The organism is Methylomonas sp. MED-D, assembly GCF_050276835.1.
GTDB lineage: Bacteria > Pseudomonadota > Gammaproteobacteria > Methylococcales > Methylomonadaceae > Methylomonas > Methylomonas koyamae_A.
The window spans coordinates 3,584,386-3,601,379 of record NZ_CP189965.1 but is presented as its reverse complement, the minus strand read 5'-3'; the positions used below and the strand labels follow the sequence as shown (position 1 = coordinate 3,601,379).

Annotated in this window: 18 protein-coding genes; 3 read left to right on the top strand and 15 right to left on the bottom strand. The window is 52.9% G+C overall.

All coding sequences use genetic code 11. The annotated features are described in order from the left end of the window. Window positions 1-163: 163 nt before the first annotated feature. The 11 genes from tnpC to ACQE3E_RS16095 all read right to left on the bottom strand — a co-directional run bounded on the left by tnpC (window position 164) and on the right by ACQE3E_RS16095 (window position 8,237). Window positions 164-1,723: an IS66 family transposase gene (gene tnpC / locus ACQE3E_RS16145; protein ID WP_427500839.1), complete on the bottom strand. Its 1,560-nt coding sequence runs from the start codon at window positions 1,721-1,723 to the stop codon at window positions 164-166. 31 nt (window positions 1,724-1,754) lie between these two features. Continuing rightward, the gene (gene tnpB / locus ACQE3E_RS16140) at window positions 1,755-2,105 is read right to left on the bottom strand and encodes an IS66 family insertion sequence element accessory protein TnpB (protein ID WP_313727828.1); all 351 of its coding nucleotides are present in this window, start codon (window positions 2,103-2,105) and stop codon (window positions 1,755-1,757) included. Then, window positions 2,081-2,488 (bottom strand): transposase, encoded by a 408-nt coding sequence (locus ACQE3E_RS16135; RefSeq protein ID WP_231883784.1) that lies wholly within the window; start codon window positions 2,486-2,488, stop codon window positions 2,081-2,083. Before ACQE3E_RS16135 ends, tnpB begins: the two co-directional genes overlap by 25 nt. 272 nt (window positions 2,489-2,760) lie before the next feature. Then, window positions 2,761-3,282: a hypothetical protein gene (locus ACQE3E_RS16130; RefSeq protein ID WP_427500838.1), complete on the bottom strand. Its 522-nt coding sequence runs from the start codon at window positions 3,280-3,282 to the stop codon at window positions 2,761-2,763. 368 nt (window positions 3,283-3,650) lie between these two features. After that, complete coding sequence (locus ACQE3E_RS16125; protein WP_313729753.1) at window positions 3,651-3,932, bottom strand: hypothetical protein; 282 nt, start codon at window positions 3,930-3,932, stop codon at window positions 3,651-3,653. A 107-nt stretch (window positions 3,933-4,039) separates the two neighbouring features. After that, a complete protein-coding gene (locus ACQE3E_RS16120) occupies window positions 4,040-4,591 on the bottom strand; it encodes a hypothetical protein (RefSeq protein WP_313729754.1) in 552 nt (183 codons plus the stop codon). A gap of 153 nt (window positions 4,592-4,744) precedes the next feature. Further along, complete coding sequence (locus tag ACQE3E_RS16115) at window positions 4,745-5,350, bottom strand: hypothetical protein (RefSeq protein ID WP_313729755.1); 606 nt, start codon at window positions 5,348-5,350, stop codon at window positions 4,745-4,747. A gap of 65 nt (window positions 5,351-5,415) precedes the next feature. After that, complete coding sequence (locus tag ACQE3E_RS16110; RefSeq protein ID WP_313729756.1) at window positions 5,416-6,213, bottom strand: hypothetical protein; 798 nt, start codon at window positions 6,211-6,213, stop codon at window positions 5,416-5,418. Window positions 6,214-6,298: 85 nt separating this feature from the next. Further along, entirely contained in the window at window positions 6,299-7,042 is a 744-nt protein-coding gene (locus ACQE3E_RS16105) for a hypothetical protein (RefSeq protein ID WP_313729757.1), read from the bottom strand. 91 nt (window positions 7,043-7,133) lie between these two features. Continuing rightward, window positions 7,134-7,439, bottom strand: a complete 306-nt coding sequence (locus ACQE3E_RS16100) for a hypothetical protein (protein ID WP_313729758.1) — start codon at window positions 7,437-7,439, stop codon at window positions 7,134-7,136. Between the two features lie 96 nt (window positions 7,440-7,535). Then, window positions 7,536-8,237 carry a tetratricopeptide repeat protein gene (locus ACQE3E_RS16095; RefSeq protein ID WP_313729759.1) on the bottom strand — a complete coding sequence of 234 codons (702 nt, stop codon included), beginning with the start codon at window positions 8,235-8,237 and terminating at the stop codon, window positions 7,536-7,538. A gap of 596 nt (window positions 8,238-8,833) precedes the next feature. Here ACQE3E_RS16095 and ltrA point away from each other — a divergent pair. Next, a complete protein-coding gene (gene ltrA / locus ACQE3E_RS16090; protein ID WP_313729760.1) occupies window positions 8,834-10,024 on the top strand; it encodes a group II intron reverse transcriptase/maturase in 1,191 nt (396 codons plus the stop codon). Window positions 10,025-10,557: 533 nt separating this feature from the next. Then, a complete protein-coding gene (locus tag ACQE3E_RS16085; protein WP_313729761.1) occupies window positions 10,558-10,731 on the top strand; it encodes a hypothetical protein in 174 nt (57 codons plus the stop codon). A 56-nt stretch (window positions 10,732-10,787) separates the two neighbouring features. Here ACQE3E_RS16085 and ACQE3E_RS16080 read toward each other — a convergent pair whose 3' ends face one another. After that, on the bottom strand, window positions 10,788-11,237 hold the full coding sequence (locus ACQE3E_RS16080) for a hypothetical protein (RefSeq protein ID WP_281020882.1): 450 nt from the start codon (window positions 11,235-11,237) through the stop codon (window positions 10,788-10,790). Between the two features lie 499 nt (window positions 11,238-11,736). On the opposite strand from ACQE3E_RS16080, the gene ACQE3E_RS16075 reads away from it, so the two are divergent. Beyond that, complete coding sequence (locus ACQE3E_RS16075) at window positions 11,737-12,744, top strand: integron integrase (protein ID WP_427500837.1); 1,008 nt, start codon at window positions 11,737-11,739, stop codon at window positions 12,742-12,744. A gap of 119 nt (window positions 12,745-12,863) precedes the next feature. Here ACQE3E_RS16075 and ACQE3E_RS16070 read toward each other — a convergent pair whose 3' ends face one another. The 3 genes from ACQE3E_RS16070 to pta form a co-directional block, all read right to left on the bottom strand. Next, on the bottom strand, window positions 12,864-14,054 hold the full coding sequence (locus tag ACQE3E_RS16070; protein WP_427500836.1) for an acetate/propionate family kinase: 1,191 nt from the start codon (window positions 14,052-14,054) through the stop codon (window positions 12,864-12,866). Window positions 14,055-14,159: 105 nt separating this feature from the next. Further along, on the bottom strand, window positions 14,160-14,729 hold the full coding sequence (locus ACQE3E_RS16065; RefSeq protein WP_427500835.1) for a DUF2380 domain-containing protein: 570 nt from the start codon (window positions 14,727-14,729) through the stop codon (window positions 14,160-14,162). Window positions 14,730-14,737: 8 nt separating this feature from the next. Continuing rightward, window positions 14,738-16,867, bottom strand: a complete 2,130-nt coding sequence (pta, locus tag ACQE3E_RS16060) for a phosphate acetyltransferase (RefSeq protein WP_427500834.1) — start codon at window positions 16,865-16,867, stop codon at window positions 14,738-14,740. Window positions 16,868-16,994 lie beyond the last annotated feature (127 nt).

The following is a 16,994-nucleotide window of genomic DNA, read 5'->3' as shown; positions in this document are numbered from 1 at the left end:
CGCCCGGCCTCGAGCAAAGCCATACCTTATTCGATCGGTGTAACTCGGCATATCGCCTAACAATTCGACGGCAGGCGGTAGAAACCCCGCCATAAAATCGTAAGCGATCTTTGAAGGACGCACTAGAACTGAAACGGACAATGACTTAACCGTTGGCGTACGATTAGTCCGTTAGGGCGTCGAGATTCCAAGGCAACAGCGCTTCGAACTCTTCGACAGTTTTTGCGGTGGGAAGCTTTCGGAACAGATCGACCAGATAGGTGTAAGGGTCGACGCTATTGGCCTTGCAGGTTTCGATCAACGAGTAAAGATTAGCGCTGGCACGGGCGCCGGCCACCGTATCGCAAAACAACCAATTGCGGCGGCCCACCACGAAGGGGCGTATGGCGTTTTCGCAGAGGTTGTTGTCGATGGGCCAAGCGCCGTTGTCGACGAAGCGGATCAGTTTGGACCACTGCGATGACAAGTAATGCAAAGCCTTGCCCAGCAAACTACCGGGGATTACCGCATGCAGATGTTGTAGCAGCAGGGCTTCGATTTTGACCAAAACCGGTCGGCTTTGCTCCTGGCGCCGCTGCCCACGCTGTTCGACGCTCAGGTCTTCCGTCTGAGTTTCAATCGCGTACAGTTCACCCATCGCCGCGATAAACTGCGTCGCCAGTTGCTCCGGGCCGCGCGCGGCTTTAGGAATGGCGGCTTCGGCCTCGACAAAATAACGCCGCGCATGCGCCCAACAGCCGAGGTGAATCGCACCCCGGCTGGCGGCAATGGCGTTATACACCTCATAGCCGTCGCTCATCAGTACCGCGCCGGGTTTGATGCCTTCATACAACGGCTGCGCATGCGTTCCGCCGCGCCCCGGCGTGTAGCTGAACAGCCGAATCGGCGGTCCGGAGCCGGTCATTTGTGCCCACAGATAGCTTTTGCTTTGCGCGGCTCGGCCGGATTCTTTGAGCACTTGAACCACGGTTTCGTCGCCCAGGATCAGATCGGCATCGAGCAGATGGTCGCGCAGCAAGTTGATGATGGGTTGCACTGCGTCGCCAACCCGCACCATGCTGGCCGCCAGCGTGTTGCGCGACAGATCGCCGCCGAAACGGCTTAACAGCGCGGCTTGCCGATACAGCGGCAGGCTGTCCTGGTATTTGGCGGTGACGACCCAGGCTAATGCCGTTTCGGTGAGCAAGCCTTTGGGGATGATGCGAACCGGTGCCGGCGTCACGCGAATGCTTTCATCGCAGCACGGACAGGCATATTTGACGCGGTGATGTTGAATGACTCGCACCTGTTGCGGCACGATGTCGAGTTGCTCGCTGATTTCAGCACCGATTTCCACCAAGAGCGCGCCGTCATGGCCGCAGATGCGTTCGGATTCCGGCAGTTCATGGCGCACGATCTCGCGCGGCAGATGGGGATCGAGCGGTTTGCGGCCGCGCTTTTTGCGGTTGTGACCGGTCACCTCGACCGTTTCGGGTGTCGCTTCCTCGGCCACCGGCGTACCGTTAGGAGCTAAGGCTTCGGCTTCATTCAGGAACAGGTCGCGCTGGGCTGGATTGGCCCGCGCCTCGGATTTTGCGGCATACAGCCTATGCAAAAAGGCATCCACACGTTCTTTCAATAAATCACGCTCGACCGTCACTAACCGCAGTTGACTCGCCAGCCGTTGCTGCTCGGCCAGCAAGGCTTGGTAGTCTTCGGTGGACAGCGTGATGGTGGGCGTCATGCCGTTATTTTACCGGCTTTACATCCGCGTTTCAGCCTACTTGGGTATAGGTTCGTGCCGGATGCGGCCGCATCGCGGCCAAGTCAATACCGGCTAACAACCAGTGGAGTTGCTCGACCGTCAACATCACAACTGCTGCCTCTTTCGGCCAGTGAAAACGGTCGGCTTCCAGCCGCTTGAGCATCAACCAAAAACCGGTGCGGTCCCACAACAGCAGTTTGATCCGATCCCGCCGGCGGTTGCTGAACACGTAGATGGCCGGCTCGAACGGATTCAAGCCTAATGCCTGCTCAACCAGCAGCGCTAAACCATTGATGGCCTTGCGGCCGTCGACCGGCTCGCGGTGCAGGTAGACCTTCAATCCTGCGTCGAAACGAAACATGGCAGCTCGGCCAACGCCTTCAAAATCACCGGCAGGTCGCTCAGTGCGACAGGCTGTAACGCGAGTTTAACGCCGTTGGGCAACTCCGCACTGAGCGCTGACTCAGCCGGTTTCTCTGCGCTCAGCGACTGAACGGGCACAAAAGCCGGCAACGTTAATGGACTGTTCGGATTCGGATGTCCTGTTTCTCGGTAATGCCCCATCCACTTGCGCAGCAGATTGGCATTGATACCGTATTGCAGAGCGATCTTGGCAACCGATGTGCCCGAATGCAAGCAAACTTTCACTAGCTCCCGCTTGGCTTCCGGATCATAAAGGCAACGGCCGTCTCGCCCGTGCCCCACGATTAATGGCCGCGATAATCGCGTGTTATGCTCCTTCATAGGTGTCCACCTGATTATAAGTGGACACTATCTTCGTTCCTTTCGAGCTGTTTATACAGATGCTGTTAAAGGACCGCTTACATAAAATCCGCCTCCGTTTGGAACGGTCGAATTCGCCCGCCATGAACGACATCGTTACCGGCGAGCAGAAATAGTAACTTCGGTATTCGTTGATTTGATTGAAAGTTGGAGTTTGGTAACCCGTCAAATCCATTGAACGCTCCGCTGGATTTGAACCGGCATAAAACATCTTTCTGATTGCAGGGCTGTGCTTATTCTGCAAATTCTTTTTTCCATTGACACTTCTCGGTTGACAGGTAATCGTTCGAGAAACACGATTCGAGTCGTTCGCGGCAGAGCGCTTTGAGCTTTGACTCATAATCGGATGTGCGAAGATACTTGAATCGACCGTTCGGCTCTCGGGCGAAAATATCAAAAGGCCCCGTTCGATTTCCCCAAATGCTCAATTCCGATAAAGCGATGTCAAGTCGCGCGTCGCCATTGAAGTCGGCGACGCAACGGAACAAGGTGGTATCGTGCTTACCGTTGATGAAGTAATCGGAGCCACGGGGGTATAGATCCAACACAAACGCTTTCAATGGATCATCCGTTTCGATTGCCGTAGCCGCAATCGCCGAATTCAAGGCGGCAGCGATTGCAAACAGAACGTAGATGGCACGCATTTTATGGCCTGAGCTGCAAGCGATGTAGGGTACGCATCGCGTACCTTCTTGGGGGTTTGATTCATCGGAAACCTTGAATAGGGTATGCGGTGCATAACCTGCGCGGCTCATTTTCTAATTCCAGGATGATTTCTTTCCTATCTGTACGAAGACAAAAAATATGATCACGAATCCAATGCATGCCTACAACACCATCCATACACATGTCGTCGTATTCATCATCGATAGTTTCTTCGGAGTAGGAGCGGATACCGGTAAAAATTACTTTGGTGTGCGGCTTTAAGCTATTTGGGTCCGGTACACATTCAAGGACCAGTGTTCTGTTACCAATATCGTAGACCAAGCTGCTGATATATGGTGAACAACTTGCTAGATACCTATTTGTAAGATCTTCCATGCCGAACTGTCTCTAAAGCGCATAACGTAAAGCTCAGCCGACGAAAACCGCATCACGGTTTTTGGTCGGGTGAAGCGCCTGGTTAGGTTTTTTCGATAACATTCCACTCGATGTCATCATGGAACGAATCGATGATAAGAGTTACTTTAGCTTCATTCATTCGTTTCTCGATTTCTGGACCTTTCGTCTTGAAAGTATTGAAAGGCTGATATTTCTTGTTGGCTGGAAAAATGGCTTGCCAATTACCAAGATAAAGCCACTTTTCGAACTGTCCGTAATTGTATGGGGGACGAACTAATGTTATGAATTTGCCAGCTTTTTCATGGGGAGTTCCCTCTCCCAATTCCTCTTCATAGAAGAACATCAGGGATACGTTCCGATCTGACAAGCACTTAATCAATGCCTGTTTTTCTGAATCCTTTGTTAATACCCTAGCCTTCACACACAAAAACCTTGTTATATTTTATATCGTTAGAAAGGGGTAAAAGTAATTCCTGAATCTTTCGATAAAAAGAGGTTGTATATTTTGGTTCCCCCAAGAGCGAGCCATTCGTCTTCAGTCCCTCCCTTCCATATTTTGTCACCTGGAATATCGAATCTCCATACCCAGCCTTCAGGATTGCTTGCAAATGCTTTAGCAATCTTAAGGTTGTCAGTCATCCCGACATACGCACTATTGCCACAAGGTGGATTTGTAAGATCTGTTTTACTGCTAGATTGACTATGCTGCTTTCGGGCAAATTCGTCCGCCGCAGCTAGAGATTTCATAGAGAGATTAATTATTGACATGTCTGCATAGCTTTCGAGTAATACGGGTTTTTTATAGATAATTTTACCCACGTTAACCAATGATTCACTTGGCAAACTAGACGCAACTGAAGCTTGGTCATCCTCCTGTTGCCACTCTCGCATCAACTTGGAAATCAAATACCCCGCTTTAATCCCGTCAAGATCGAATTTTCCGGCGCAACCTCCGCGATACATCTGATACATTTTATTTCCACCTCGAACTCCAGTAGGCATGGCTATCCCCTTATAAGATTATTAGTACTACTAAGATTTTTACAAAAACAGTTTATCAACGCTTTCTCAAAATTTCATAAACCGGAGAAAAAATATAACGCCATGCTCAGCGGCAGCAAAAAGCAGAGCGACGCTTTTTGATGTCCGTTGAAGCTATTTGTTAGCATTTCTTCGTTTCAGGCAGATTGCAAGCTTCTTTGCTTGGGAAGGGGGCAAATATTCTTTAAATTCGCTTAAATTATCCGCCGCCTCTGAATACCTCTTTGCCTTGAATGCCTTATCAGCCTTCTCAATAGCTCTTTTCATTGCCCACTCTCGTTCATCTTCCTCCCATGCCTTTGTATTTTCTTCTTTCCATTTTTCTTCAAGATCTCTTAATAACTGAAATTGGCTCCAGTCATTATTGAGAAAACGTGTTCCAAATCTTTTCAAGCACAGCGCTTGAAACCGAATATCTCCTATTTGTCCGCGTCCATAGCCTTGCCGATTCGCCTCCCAAAATCCATCAGGCACCAAGTGATGGAAAGGCACGGAAATCCCTTTTTTATTTCTTATATCTATGCCTGCGGAAAAACCGTACGAATATCCAGCAACAACGATGCGCCAGCCATCTTTTTCGAAATTAGCTTCATACAAATTAGAATATTCTTCTCTAGTCGGCCCAATTTCAATAAATCCAAATTCCTTCTGTAGGAATCCGAACTCATCCCTACAGGCCGCTTTGAATTCATCGAGTGTTGGCGCAGTGGCTTGTTCCATTTTGATGCTAACGTGAAGTTGAGGGGCGTGCCTCCGATAGGCGGAGCGTCCCTTCGAACGCAAGGTTAGCCATCGGACTTTCCCTGGCGTAATGTGCTATCTGCTGCTCTTCGTTTTATCCGCAGCGTAGTAAGTAAAAACTGAAGTGCCACTACCACAACTAAAAGCGCACCCATCAGCGGAAAGAGCTTGCCAACAATTAAAGTAACCGGTGAGCTAGACACTGTGTCGAAAAACTTACTTCCGATAAGGGATGTTGCAAGCGCGGTAGTTACACCAAGAAGAGTTGTTACAACAGCCATTACTCGCTCCCTACTTTCCTCAGTTCGAAGCGAAACTTCGCGTTTTCGTTCTCCGAGGCTGGCGATTGATTCCAAAATATCTTTCCCTTGTTCTCTACGCTCTGGCTGCAATAACCTTTCAATCTCAGCAAATTTTTCTGCCATTTCGGAATTCAATTCATCCAACCGAATTGGCTCGCGATGTTCCCGAATTTCCAGAATCAGCTGTTCAATTTTCTCTGAATACTCAGACTTTTGAGGAATATCCAGATGACGGCTACGCTGAAGTCGCAGGGCAACATCTTGTAGAAGGGAAACTCCAGTACAGGCAGGGCGCAGCGCGACGGAATGGTCGCGTTCTGAGGCATGGATTAAGTTTTCAATTACCTGCTCAGATATTCGCCGCTTGTTAATGATGTAACTCTCTACAACATCAAGTAGCTCTGCTGTCGCGTGCTTTTTGCGCTCTAAGGATGCGGAAGCCGCGTCCTTCTTTTGCAAACGGTAAAAGAAATACGCTACGACTATACCGATGATAATCGAAAAAATCGACAGCCAGTTGGTTTCAAAGAACTGTTGCATGGTTATCTGTTTCGCTGGCTAACGCCGCAAATAAGCCGTGATGTTTTTTGCGTCGGCTTGATTTGCATTGTTATATGTGAACCAGCTAATTCTCAATCTGGCCATCAACGAAGCCATTCCAGTTAAAAGGGATGCGTAACAATTGATTATTATTCAAATATACAATTCCAGGCAATTCTGGGTTTATCGAGGCATCAAATAAAAGCCTTACCTCATCTTCCCCAGAAAATTGCGTGCGAACAACGGCTGCGCTAGCCGCAAGCATTGAACCGGTGCTCTCCATGTGATTGAGAACTACGGCCGGCGTTTTCATTGCTTGAATCAAAGATGGGTTCGTGTATTCGACACTTGTGAGCCAAATTCTATGCATGTAAAGACGGTCGTTATTCAACATCAAGCGATCTAATAGCTTACCTACCGTAGTAGATATTCTTACTGCCTTTTTCCCATGAGAAAAGCTGGCCCACTCAGCAGTGTTTGGATTCGATCGTTCCGTCCAGCATAATGCATAGAATGATCTGACAAGAGTGCCATAGTCGATTTTCCCGCCCGTTACCGTGTCGATACCGGTTACATCTTCTAACGGGTTCTCGAGAGGATCGTTCCATACAGTAGAAGATGCTATTGGCAGGGTTAGATATCCTTCGGATACATCTTTTTCATAATAATCTTTTTGGAAAATTCGATGTATTTCTTTCGATGGGTCTAAACCAAATGAGTTCCTTAACTTGTACTGTTCAAGTACCTCATTATTAAATTGGTCTTTTCCTTGAAAGTCGAGCTCTCTGATTTTGCTTTGAGCCTTTTCAAATTCTTCAAATTTATTCATTTCTTAGACCGGGTAATTTGAGCATATAACGCAGAGCTAAGGGGCGCGCAGCGAAGCGGAGCGTCCTTTGAGCGACGTGTTATAAAGCCGATTATTCATACATCTGACTAATGACTGGATCCAATAATTCATACGCAGCAAGCACCGCCTCCTCATCTGCACCAAATAACTCAGCTTTATCAATAATGCTCGGTTTTTTGGCTCCCAGCAAATCTACTATTTCATCAGGATCGAAATGTGCTTCATAAGCCCTATGAAGAAATAAAAACACACATGACTTAATTTCTTCAGGATTGCCTTTCGATTTGAGTAGTCCTGAAACCGTTTCCCGAATTAACCATTGCGTGAATTCAGTATGTTTCTCGTGACTATGTTCAACTTTAGCGTCGTACTTCATGCTTAAGCTTTATAACGATAAGGGTAACTTGACGGCGAAAGCGTAGCCACGATAGTGGCGAAGCTTTTGCCGGTCAAGTTCACCCGCTGGTTAGGCCTATTGCTTAGCATAGGATTGCCTGATGTATTCCAGTTCCCTAAGTGCGACCTTGTTACCTGGTTCAACCATAAGGGATTCTTCGTAGGCCAGTTCTGCTTCATGCAGATTTCCAAGCTCAACCAGCGAATACCCTTTTCCTCGAAGTGCTGCCCCTTCAAAAGACCGTTGTGACGGGTACCTTCTTGCCAATTGTAGCCCCCGTTCATAAGCAGCAAGTGCGTCATCTGGGTGGTGAGATTGATTAAATGCAAATCCAAGTTCCACTGAGGTATCAGCAGACATTGGGGCTATAGACTGCAATTCCTTCAGGCGGTCTATCGCCACAGAAAATAACCGTTTGTCAGAAGCAATGAACGCTTGCATCTGAATGCACTCCTTGTATCCCCAATCGATCCATTCGAATGACTCACTAGAATTTTTTAAGAATTCTTGATACTCAATATTGGATTGAAATACGTACTGTTTTAACGATCGATCAAATGAGGACTCAAAGGTGCGTCGCAATTCAGCTGCAAAAGTCTCCGCTTCATCGAAGTGCTTGGATTTGACGAGACTTACCAATTGCAGCACACGAGCTCGAAATTGTGAGCCCTTCGCACCTTCAGCTTTTAAATCCGTAGATGTTGTAACGCCATATCCTTCGGCCCGCGCAATCCCCGAGCTGTTAATGACGATGAGCACCAAGAACAGATATTTCATGTGAACAAGCTTCCCATATAATGCCTAGCGTTCAAGGTAACCGGCGACCGGAGGCCGTAGGCCGGAGGGGACCGGCAAGCGCAGCTTGCCGGGCGTCCGGTTGACCGCAGGGTGTACGCCCAGCATGGGCATGAACTTATGGGGTGCAAGTCCCCTGTCGGAGAATTCAACGTTAATCATGTTAGCGATCATAACGACTAGCCGAAGGCAAAGGCAAGCCCGTGAGGGATTGTCTGAAGGAAGCCTAAGTGCAAAACGACGAGCCGACGAACAGAAACTGGATATAAGGCTGAGCAGCAGGGCCGAGTTGACACAGGACAACGAAGGCCATGAATTCGCGCTATACAGTAAATCCGGCGGTGGTGTCGTGACAGTTCATGTTCTTATCTGGGGAGATCTGAAACGCCGGCGGCTCGTGAAGGGCCGCGCGCAGCGTAGCAATGCGATGCGTGACGTTTCAGAAGTCAGCAGCGGTCATAGTAGTCTTGGCGGCGGGAGTGCCCTCAGCGCGAAGGACCAAAGAAACAGGACAAGGCAGCGCCTTGTCAGACTCGGTATTGACGTAGCCCGCGCCCGCGGGAAGTAGCTACCGGCGTATGACAACCGTGCACGCTTTGGACCAGCCACTACTGGAAACCATCGTCGCCCGCGATAACCTGCAACGTGCTTGGAAGCGCGTGAAGGCGAACAAGGGCGCGGCTGGGGTTGACGCGATTTCCGTGGCGGATTTTCCGGCCTGGGCGCAACAACACTGGCCGACCATCAAGACCCAATTGATGAGCGGCGACTACCAACCGCAAGCAGTTCGGCGGGTGTGGATACCCAAACCCAACGGCGATAAACGACCTTTGGGCATACCTACGATCGCCGACCGCGTGATCCAGCAAGCCATCGCGCAACAACTCGCGCCGCACTTCGAACGCGAGTTCAGCCACAACAGCTACGGCTTCCGTCCCGGACGTAACGCCCACCAAGCCATCCGGCAAGTGCGCGACTATATCCGGGCGAAATACCGGATGGTGGTGGACATCGATTTGGCCGCCTTCTTCGACAACGTCAGTCACGACGTGTTGATGCGACTGCTCGGTCAACGCATTAGCGACAAGCGGGTGCTGCAACTGATCGGTCGTTATTTGCGCGCCGGCGTTATCGAAAACGGCCAATGGCAAGCGACCACTAAGGGCGTTCCCCAAGGCGGTCCGCTATCGCCGTTGCTGGCTAATATCGTGTTGCACGAGTTGGACGTTTACCTGCACCAGTGCGGCCATCGGTTTGCCCGATACGCCGACGACTTCGTCATCTGTGTGCGCAGCCTACGGGCGGCACAACGAGTGCAGGCCAACATCACCCGGTTTCTGGAGCAGCGGTTGAAACTACACGTCAATCTCAACAAAAGTCGTATCTGTACCAGCAACGAATTGGAGTTTCTCGGGTTTTGCTTCCGAGGCAACAAAATCGTCTGGAGCGACAAGGCGCTACACCGCTTTAAACGTCGTATCAAACAACTCACAGGGCGTTCGTGGGGCGTCAGCCTGGTTTATCGCTACCGCGAACTGCGCCGCTATATCGTGGGTTGGATGAACTACTTTGCGTTATCGGAATATTACCGGCCAATCCCTGAATTGGATGAATGGCTACGGCGGCGAATGCGTTGCTGCTACTGGACAGATATATGCTCCTGCAATATCTGCATTCACGCCATCCTTGGCGATCAAACAGTGGCGGTGGCCGCGCACCAAGATCAGCCATCTGGTCAGTTTGGGCGTCAGCTTAAAGGAAGCGATTAAAACTGGCGTCAGCTCGAAAGGGCCTTACGCCATGTCGCGGACACCGATCACGCAAATGGCGATGAACAACGAGTGGTTAAAAGCGCAGGGCTTGGTGTCGATCAAAGACCAGTGGGTACGTTTTCATTACCCTGTTTCAACCGCCTAGTGCGGACCCGCATGCTAGGTGGTGTGGGGAGGGCGGGAGAGATACTCGCCCTTACCCGATTAGGCCGAACGCTGTGGGTGACCTCATTACGGTTGCCTCCGCTGGACCGTCGGCCCCGCTGCTTAGGCCAGGCTGCGCCGTGGGATCAGAGGCCCTGAACACGGTTTAGCCAGCGCCGAAGCCACGATGGAGGAGGCGGAGTGAATGCCTGGAGAATGAAGGGGTCAGTTGGGAGCGAGTGAGACCGAAGGGCCGCTACGACCACGGCTGCGTGGAGAGGCCAGTCGGCCTCCGAAATGCCGGGATGATATTGCCACCGATGATTGCTCGCATCGATCCAGTCGTCCCAGAAGCGAAACCCAAGGGCTAGGTTCTCCTTAGCCACGTGCCAGAAGGGCAGCACCTCGCACTCAATAACATCGTACTCGGCGCCGATCTGGTCGAAAGCACCCGCACGATGGCTCTCGATCGCTCGTTCGAGCGCGGCAGCGAGGACGACTTCGGGATCATCGGTTTCGGGGAAGAGGCTCATGTGTTGTTCGGCCTAACGCCAGCGTAACGAGCCGGTTTGGAGCGCTAGCGGAAAACCGGTCACGTTGACGCAATCGTTATGGTTTAGTCGGTGACATTTAGGACACGCCATCCATTATTTCCTTTCTTAACGAGTATATTCTGACGTGAGTTCCGTCCGTCCGGAAAAATGCACACTTCTGTGACTTTCACAAGATCGGTTTCCAGTGTTTCTTTGGCAGGGAAAGAACATTTAAGGCCTTCTAAATCGGGGAACCCCTTCGTTTCCATTTCTTTCCGATAGGCTAATTCAAGCGTTTCTGCAGCCTGCTTGACTAGCCCTCCATCTTTTGAAAATTCCGGATTTATATTCTGTAACATGAGGCGGCCTTCTTCGAAAAAATCTTTTGCTGAGACGGCGTCATCAATGCTCTTTCTTCGGTACGCTTCCTCAAGAAATTGAATGGCTTGCTCTGGCGTACTGAAATTCTTTATATTTTCCCCCAATACCACGGGCGAAAGGGTAAATAAGGCGATTAGGTGTAATTTACGCATATTTTTTATTGAGCCATAACGAATAGAGTTAACCTGCCAAAACGGAGCGAAGCGGAGTTTTGGTCAGGTTTAACGACTGGTTAAATGCCTTGATGACATTTCCAAACAATAATTTTGATTCAAGCAAAGAAACACGAATGACGCTGAAAATCATGGCTTAACCTGGAGGGAAAAACCTTGTCTGGTTGAACGCATGTTAACCTGCAAGGTTTTTCCCTCCAGGTAATAACATATTTTCATGATTTCTTCAGCCATTATTTGCTATTTCTTTACGATAAATTAATTGCTTTCCAAGCCTTTCGAGATTGGCCCCGCATTTAACTATTGATTATCAGGCAAATCTGCCCGTATAAGTTGATATTAACCGCCTTTTCAGGCACTTTTGCCTGCGTATCCGGAAAAGTGGGCATGTTTGCCTCGATAACTTGCTATTAGCCTGGAAATCAGGCAATCTTGCCTGCGTATTATGTTGCAACTGACTTTATCAGGTAGGTGTTTTATGTCAAGTACAAAATCGCCAACCTTATTGGACGATGTGCGTCGCGTGATGCGGCTGAAACATTATTCCTTGCATACCGAACGTAGTTATTCCGATTGGATCAAGCAGTTCGTCAAGTTTCATCGGATGACGGAACGGCAGGCTTTGTTCGATGACAGCGAGGCCAAGATAGAAGTTTTTTTATCTCACTTGGCGACTCAGCGTGAGGTCGCGCCGGCAACGCAAAACCAAGCGATGAATGCCTTGGTGTTTTTGTATAAGCATGTCCTGAATAAGCCCTTGACCAAGCGTATAGACGCGATCCGCTCCAAAATGCATCGCCATGTTCCGGTCGTGTTGTCGGTGGACGAAGTGAAGCAAGTCTTGGCGCGGCTGGAGGGCTTACCGCAACTGGTGGTCAAGCTGTTGTACGGCAGCGGTTTGAGAATTAGCGAAGCCGTCCGCCTCAGGGTGCAGGACATCGATTTTGCCTACAAGCAAATTACCGTGCGTTCCGGTAAGGGCGACAAGGACAGGGTGACGACGTTTGCCGCCTCGCTGGCACCGTTGTTGCTGAACCATCTCGACAAGGTCAAGGCGGTTCACGATCAGGATTTAGCCGACGGTTACGGGGCGGTTTATCTGCCTTATGCGTTGGCGAAAAAATACCCGAATGCCGAGCGCGAATGGGGTTGGCAATACGTGTTTCCGGCGCGTTCGTTGTCGGCCGATCCTTTATCCGCTGCGACACGGCGGCATCATTACGATCAGTCGCTCATCAATAAGGCGATTCGGGTGGCGGTGCGGCAAGTCGGTATCGCCAAGCGGGTATCCGCGCACACTTTCCGCCACAGCTTCGCCACGCATTTGCTGCAACGCGGCACGGACATTCGCACGATTCAAGCGTTGTTGGGGCATAACGATTTGGAAACCACGATGATTTACACCCATGTGCTGCATCAGGGTGGGCAAGGCGTCGTCTCCCCGCTGGACGATTTGGAGGGGGCGGCCGATCCGCAATCCGGCTAGCGGTTCCAGCGTGGAACCGTGGGAGCAAAGCGTCGGCGGTATTCGGTAGCCCGAGTCAAATCCACGGTCTTTCCAGTGACGGAACGCGGCAGGCGAAAAGGCTGCCGGACTATCGCCCTTTACGTTGCCCGCTTTGCCAGACAGTCTGCCGTCTGCAACGCGATTTCCAATTCCTCGTTGGTGGCGATGACCAGCACCGCGACTGGCGTACCGGCCGGGTGGATCGCGGTCGGCTTGACCGGCGCGGCGTTGAGCTTGGGATCGACGGCGATGCCCAAGCCGGTTAGGTCGGCACAGCAAGTTTGGCGCAGCCAGGCGTCGTTTTCGCCGATGCCGCCGGTGAAGACCAGCGCATCCACCCGGCCCAGCACCGCAAAGTACGCGCCGATGTATTTCTTGATTCGGTAGGCGTACATCGCCAAGGCCAGCTTGGCCGAGTCGTCGCCTTGCTCGGCCTTGGCGTGGATGGCGCGCATGTCGTTTTCGCCGCAGACGCCCAGGCAACCGCTGGCTTTGTTGTAGAGCTGGTCGATCGCATTCAGGTCCATGCCCAGCGTGCGGGCCAGATAAAAGGCGATGGCCGGATCGATGTCGCCGCAACGGCTGCCCATCATCAGGCCTTCCAGCGGCGTCATGCCCATCGAGGTGTCGACGCTGACGCCGCCGGCGATCGCCGCTACGCTGGCGCCGTTACCCAAGTGCAGGGTTATCAAGTGGGTATCGGCCAGCGGCTTACCCAGCAATTTGGCGGCTTGTTTGGCGACATAAGCATGGGAGGTGCCGTGAAAACCGTAGCGGCGCACGCCGTGTTCGATGTACAACTGGCCGGGCAGGGCATAACGGAAGGCGTAGTCGGGCAGCGTGTGGTGGAAGGCGGTATCGAATACCGCGACTTGCGGAATCTCGCCCATCTGCCGCAACGCGGCTTCGATGCCGGACAGATTGGCCGGATTGTGCAGCGGTGCCAGCGGGATGGTTTCGGCGATTTGCCGGGTGACGTCGGCGTCGATCAGTGCCGGTTCGCGGAATTTCTCGCCGCCGTGCACCACGCGGTGGCCGATGCCGGCCAGCGGCTGACCATTGACGACCCCGCTGGCGGTCAGCGTTTCGAACAATAGGCCGAGCGCCTGGCCGTGGTCGGCGATGGCGGCGTCGATTTGCCGGTTGTCGGCGCCGATCCGGTAGGCATGGCGGGCATCGGCGCTGCCGATGCGTTCCAGCAAGCCGGAAATCGAGACGGAATGGTCGTCGGTTTCGACGACGCTGTATTTAACCGACGAGCTGCCGGCATTTAGAACCAGAATTTTCATCGCGAGTAATTGGCGGTTTGCGGTGATTGGATGGCGGTCGATGGTTTAAAGTCATTTGCCGGTGAAGCGCCGCCGATCGCGGCTGAGGCCGCTCCCACGGCCACTTCATTTTCGGCCAGGCGCGGACGCGAATTCGTCATCGTCAGGCTGGCTTCGGCGCGCCGAATCGGGCGGTGGCGGCGAGTAGCGGCTCTCCAGGTCTTGATCGATTTTGGCGGCCAGCGCCTCGACGGCCTTGCCGGTCAATTTGGCGTCGCCGCCCTTGGATTCGGTGATGTAATTGCCGACTATTTTTTGCTGCTTGACCTCCACCAAGTGGCCCATCAAGTAAACGAACAAAAACGACGGTTTATGCAAGCGGCCGACCAGCACGTAATCGGCGGCATGGCGCGAGCCGAGTTGAGCGGCCGCGTCGGCATGATCGAACAAATATCCGACGCCGCTGTCGGCGCCGTGTTGTTCGGCGTGCGGTATATCGACGATGCGATAACCGGCGCCGGCCAATTCGCGTTCCAGCAACGGTTTTAACGACGCGGTCCGCTGGATTTCGGCCGGTAGGCCGGGGGCCAGCGTCATATCCTTGAGCTCGAAGTTCAGAATCGCGATGCGGGTTTCCGCCGTTAGCGGCGCGGCCCATAGCAGCCAGGCCCAGATCGTTAGTCTCGCGGAATTCATCGGCAGCGTCACGCCGGCGCGGCTTGCTGGGCCTGGATCGCGGTAATCACGACGGTATTGACGATGTCGGTCACCGTGCAGCCGCGGCTCAAGTCGTTGACCGGTTTGTTTAAGCCTTGCAGAATCGGGCCGATCGCGATTGCGCCGGACGAGCGCTGCACGGCTTTGTAGGTGTTGTTGCCGGTGTTCAGGTCCGGAAACACGAACACGGTGGCCTTGCCGGCCACCTGGCTGTCCGGCAATTTGGTTTTGGCGACGCTGGCATCGACCGCCGCGTCGTATTGCATGGGTCCTTCCAACAGCAGATCGGGGCGTAAGGATTGGGCGATGCGCACCGCTTCGCGGACCTTATCGACCGCCTCGCCCTTGCCGGATTCGCCGGTCGAGTAGGACAGCATGGCCACGCGCGGTTCGATATTGAAGGATCGCGCGGTATCGGCGGCGTTGATGGCGATATCGGCCAGTTGTTGAGCGTTGGGGTTGGGGATCACCGCGCAATCGCCGTAAACCAGTACCCGGTCTTCCAGACACATGAAGAACACGCTGGAGACGATGGAGGCGCCGGGTTTGGTTTTGATGATTTCGAAAGCCGGGCGGATCGTGTGCTGGGTGGAATGCACCGCGCCCGATACCATGCCGTCGGCGTGGCCGAGGTGGACCATCAAGGTACCGAAATAGCTGACGTCGGCGACCAAGTCGTAGGCGGTATCGAAGACGATGCATTTGTGCTTGCGGGCTTCGTAATAGGTTTCGGCGTAGAGCCGGCGTAGTTCGGAAGTCATCGGATCGATGATGTCGACGCCGTCCAGTTTCAGCGACAGGCTTTGGATCTTTTGGCGGATTTCCGCTTCGTTGCCGAGCAGGGTGATTTTGACCACGTCGCGCAGCAGCAGGATTTCGGCGGCGCGCAGAATGCGTTCCTCGTTCCCTTCCGGCAACACGATGTGCTGCTTTTTGGCCTTGGCGCGTTGCAACAAATCGTATTCGAACATCAGCGGCGTGATCTTGCCGCTGACTTTGCTGCTTAGCCGCAGGCGCAAGCCGACCATGTTGATATTGGCTTCGACCAAGCCCAGCGCCTTGGCGATTTTGCGTTCGTTTTGACTATGTAAGCGCGGCCCGATCTGACTGACTTGCATCGCGGTGGTGAAGGTGTCGGAATCGACGCCGAGTACCGCGAATGGGGTTTCGCCGAGGCCGTCGATCAATTTCCGCACTTGCGGCGCCGGCTCCTGGTGGCCGGTCAGCAGCAAACCGGCGATTTGCGGGTAATTTTTGGAATGGTAGGCCATCAGGCTGGCCATGACGATATCGGAGCGGTCGCCGGGCGTGATGATCAGATCGCCGGCTTCGACGTAATCCAGAAAGTCCGGTACCAGCATGGCCGCGACCTTGTAATGCGACACTTCCCGGCCCATCGCGCCGTTCTCGCCGGAAAATACCTTGGCGTCGATGGCCCAGGCGATGTCGCCGACGCTGGGTTTCTCCAGGGCCGGATCGCCGGGAACGATGTAAACCGGAAATTCCGGATCGTGGGGGAGGGTGTGGCGCAAGGTGTCGGTCAGCTCGAGCGACGCGCCGTTGACGACGGTGGCCAGCAACTCGCAATCGTGTTCGTGCAAAGTGTGTTTCAGGCTGACCAGACTATGCAGGATTTGCTCCTGAGTACGATGGGAGCCCTGAATGACAGGCATCAGCAAGCAACCCAAATTGTTGGCGACGTCGAGATTGAATTCGAAGGCGAAGGCCGCGTTGTCGCGGCGCGGCGCGGTGCCGACGCACAGAATGTGTTCGCAACGCGCCTTCAAGGCCCGATACTTGGCCAAAATCAATTTCAGCAGTTCGTCGTATTGTTCGGCGGCCAGCAGCTCGCGGGCCTCGTCGGCATTGCAGCCGTACATCGCTTCCGGCGGACAAGGCAGCGCGTAGCGGTGGCTGATGAATTGAATCATGTCGTCCTTGGCCGGACTGGTTTGGATGATAGGCCGGAAAAAGCCGATGTGGCCGGCGAAACCGGACAGCATCTCCATCACGGCCAGCATGATCAAGGACTTGCCGCTGCTCTCGTCGGTGCCGGCGATATAGATGTCCTGGGCAATCAACGGTTCGGGATTCGGGAGCGCGGATAGATCTGGCATGGCGGTCGTCGCGGTTGACTGGGTGATAAGGCAAGTTTAGCGCAGAACGCGACGGCGGACCGAAAGGCGATTATTCGTGCCGTCGCGGAATCGGGAAACATCCCGAGTCATTTTGTTGTAAAACATC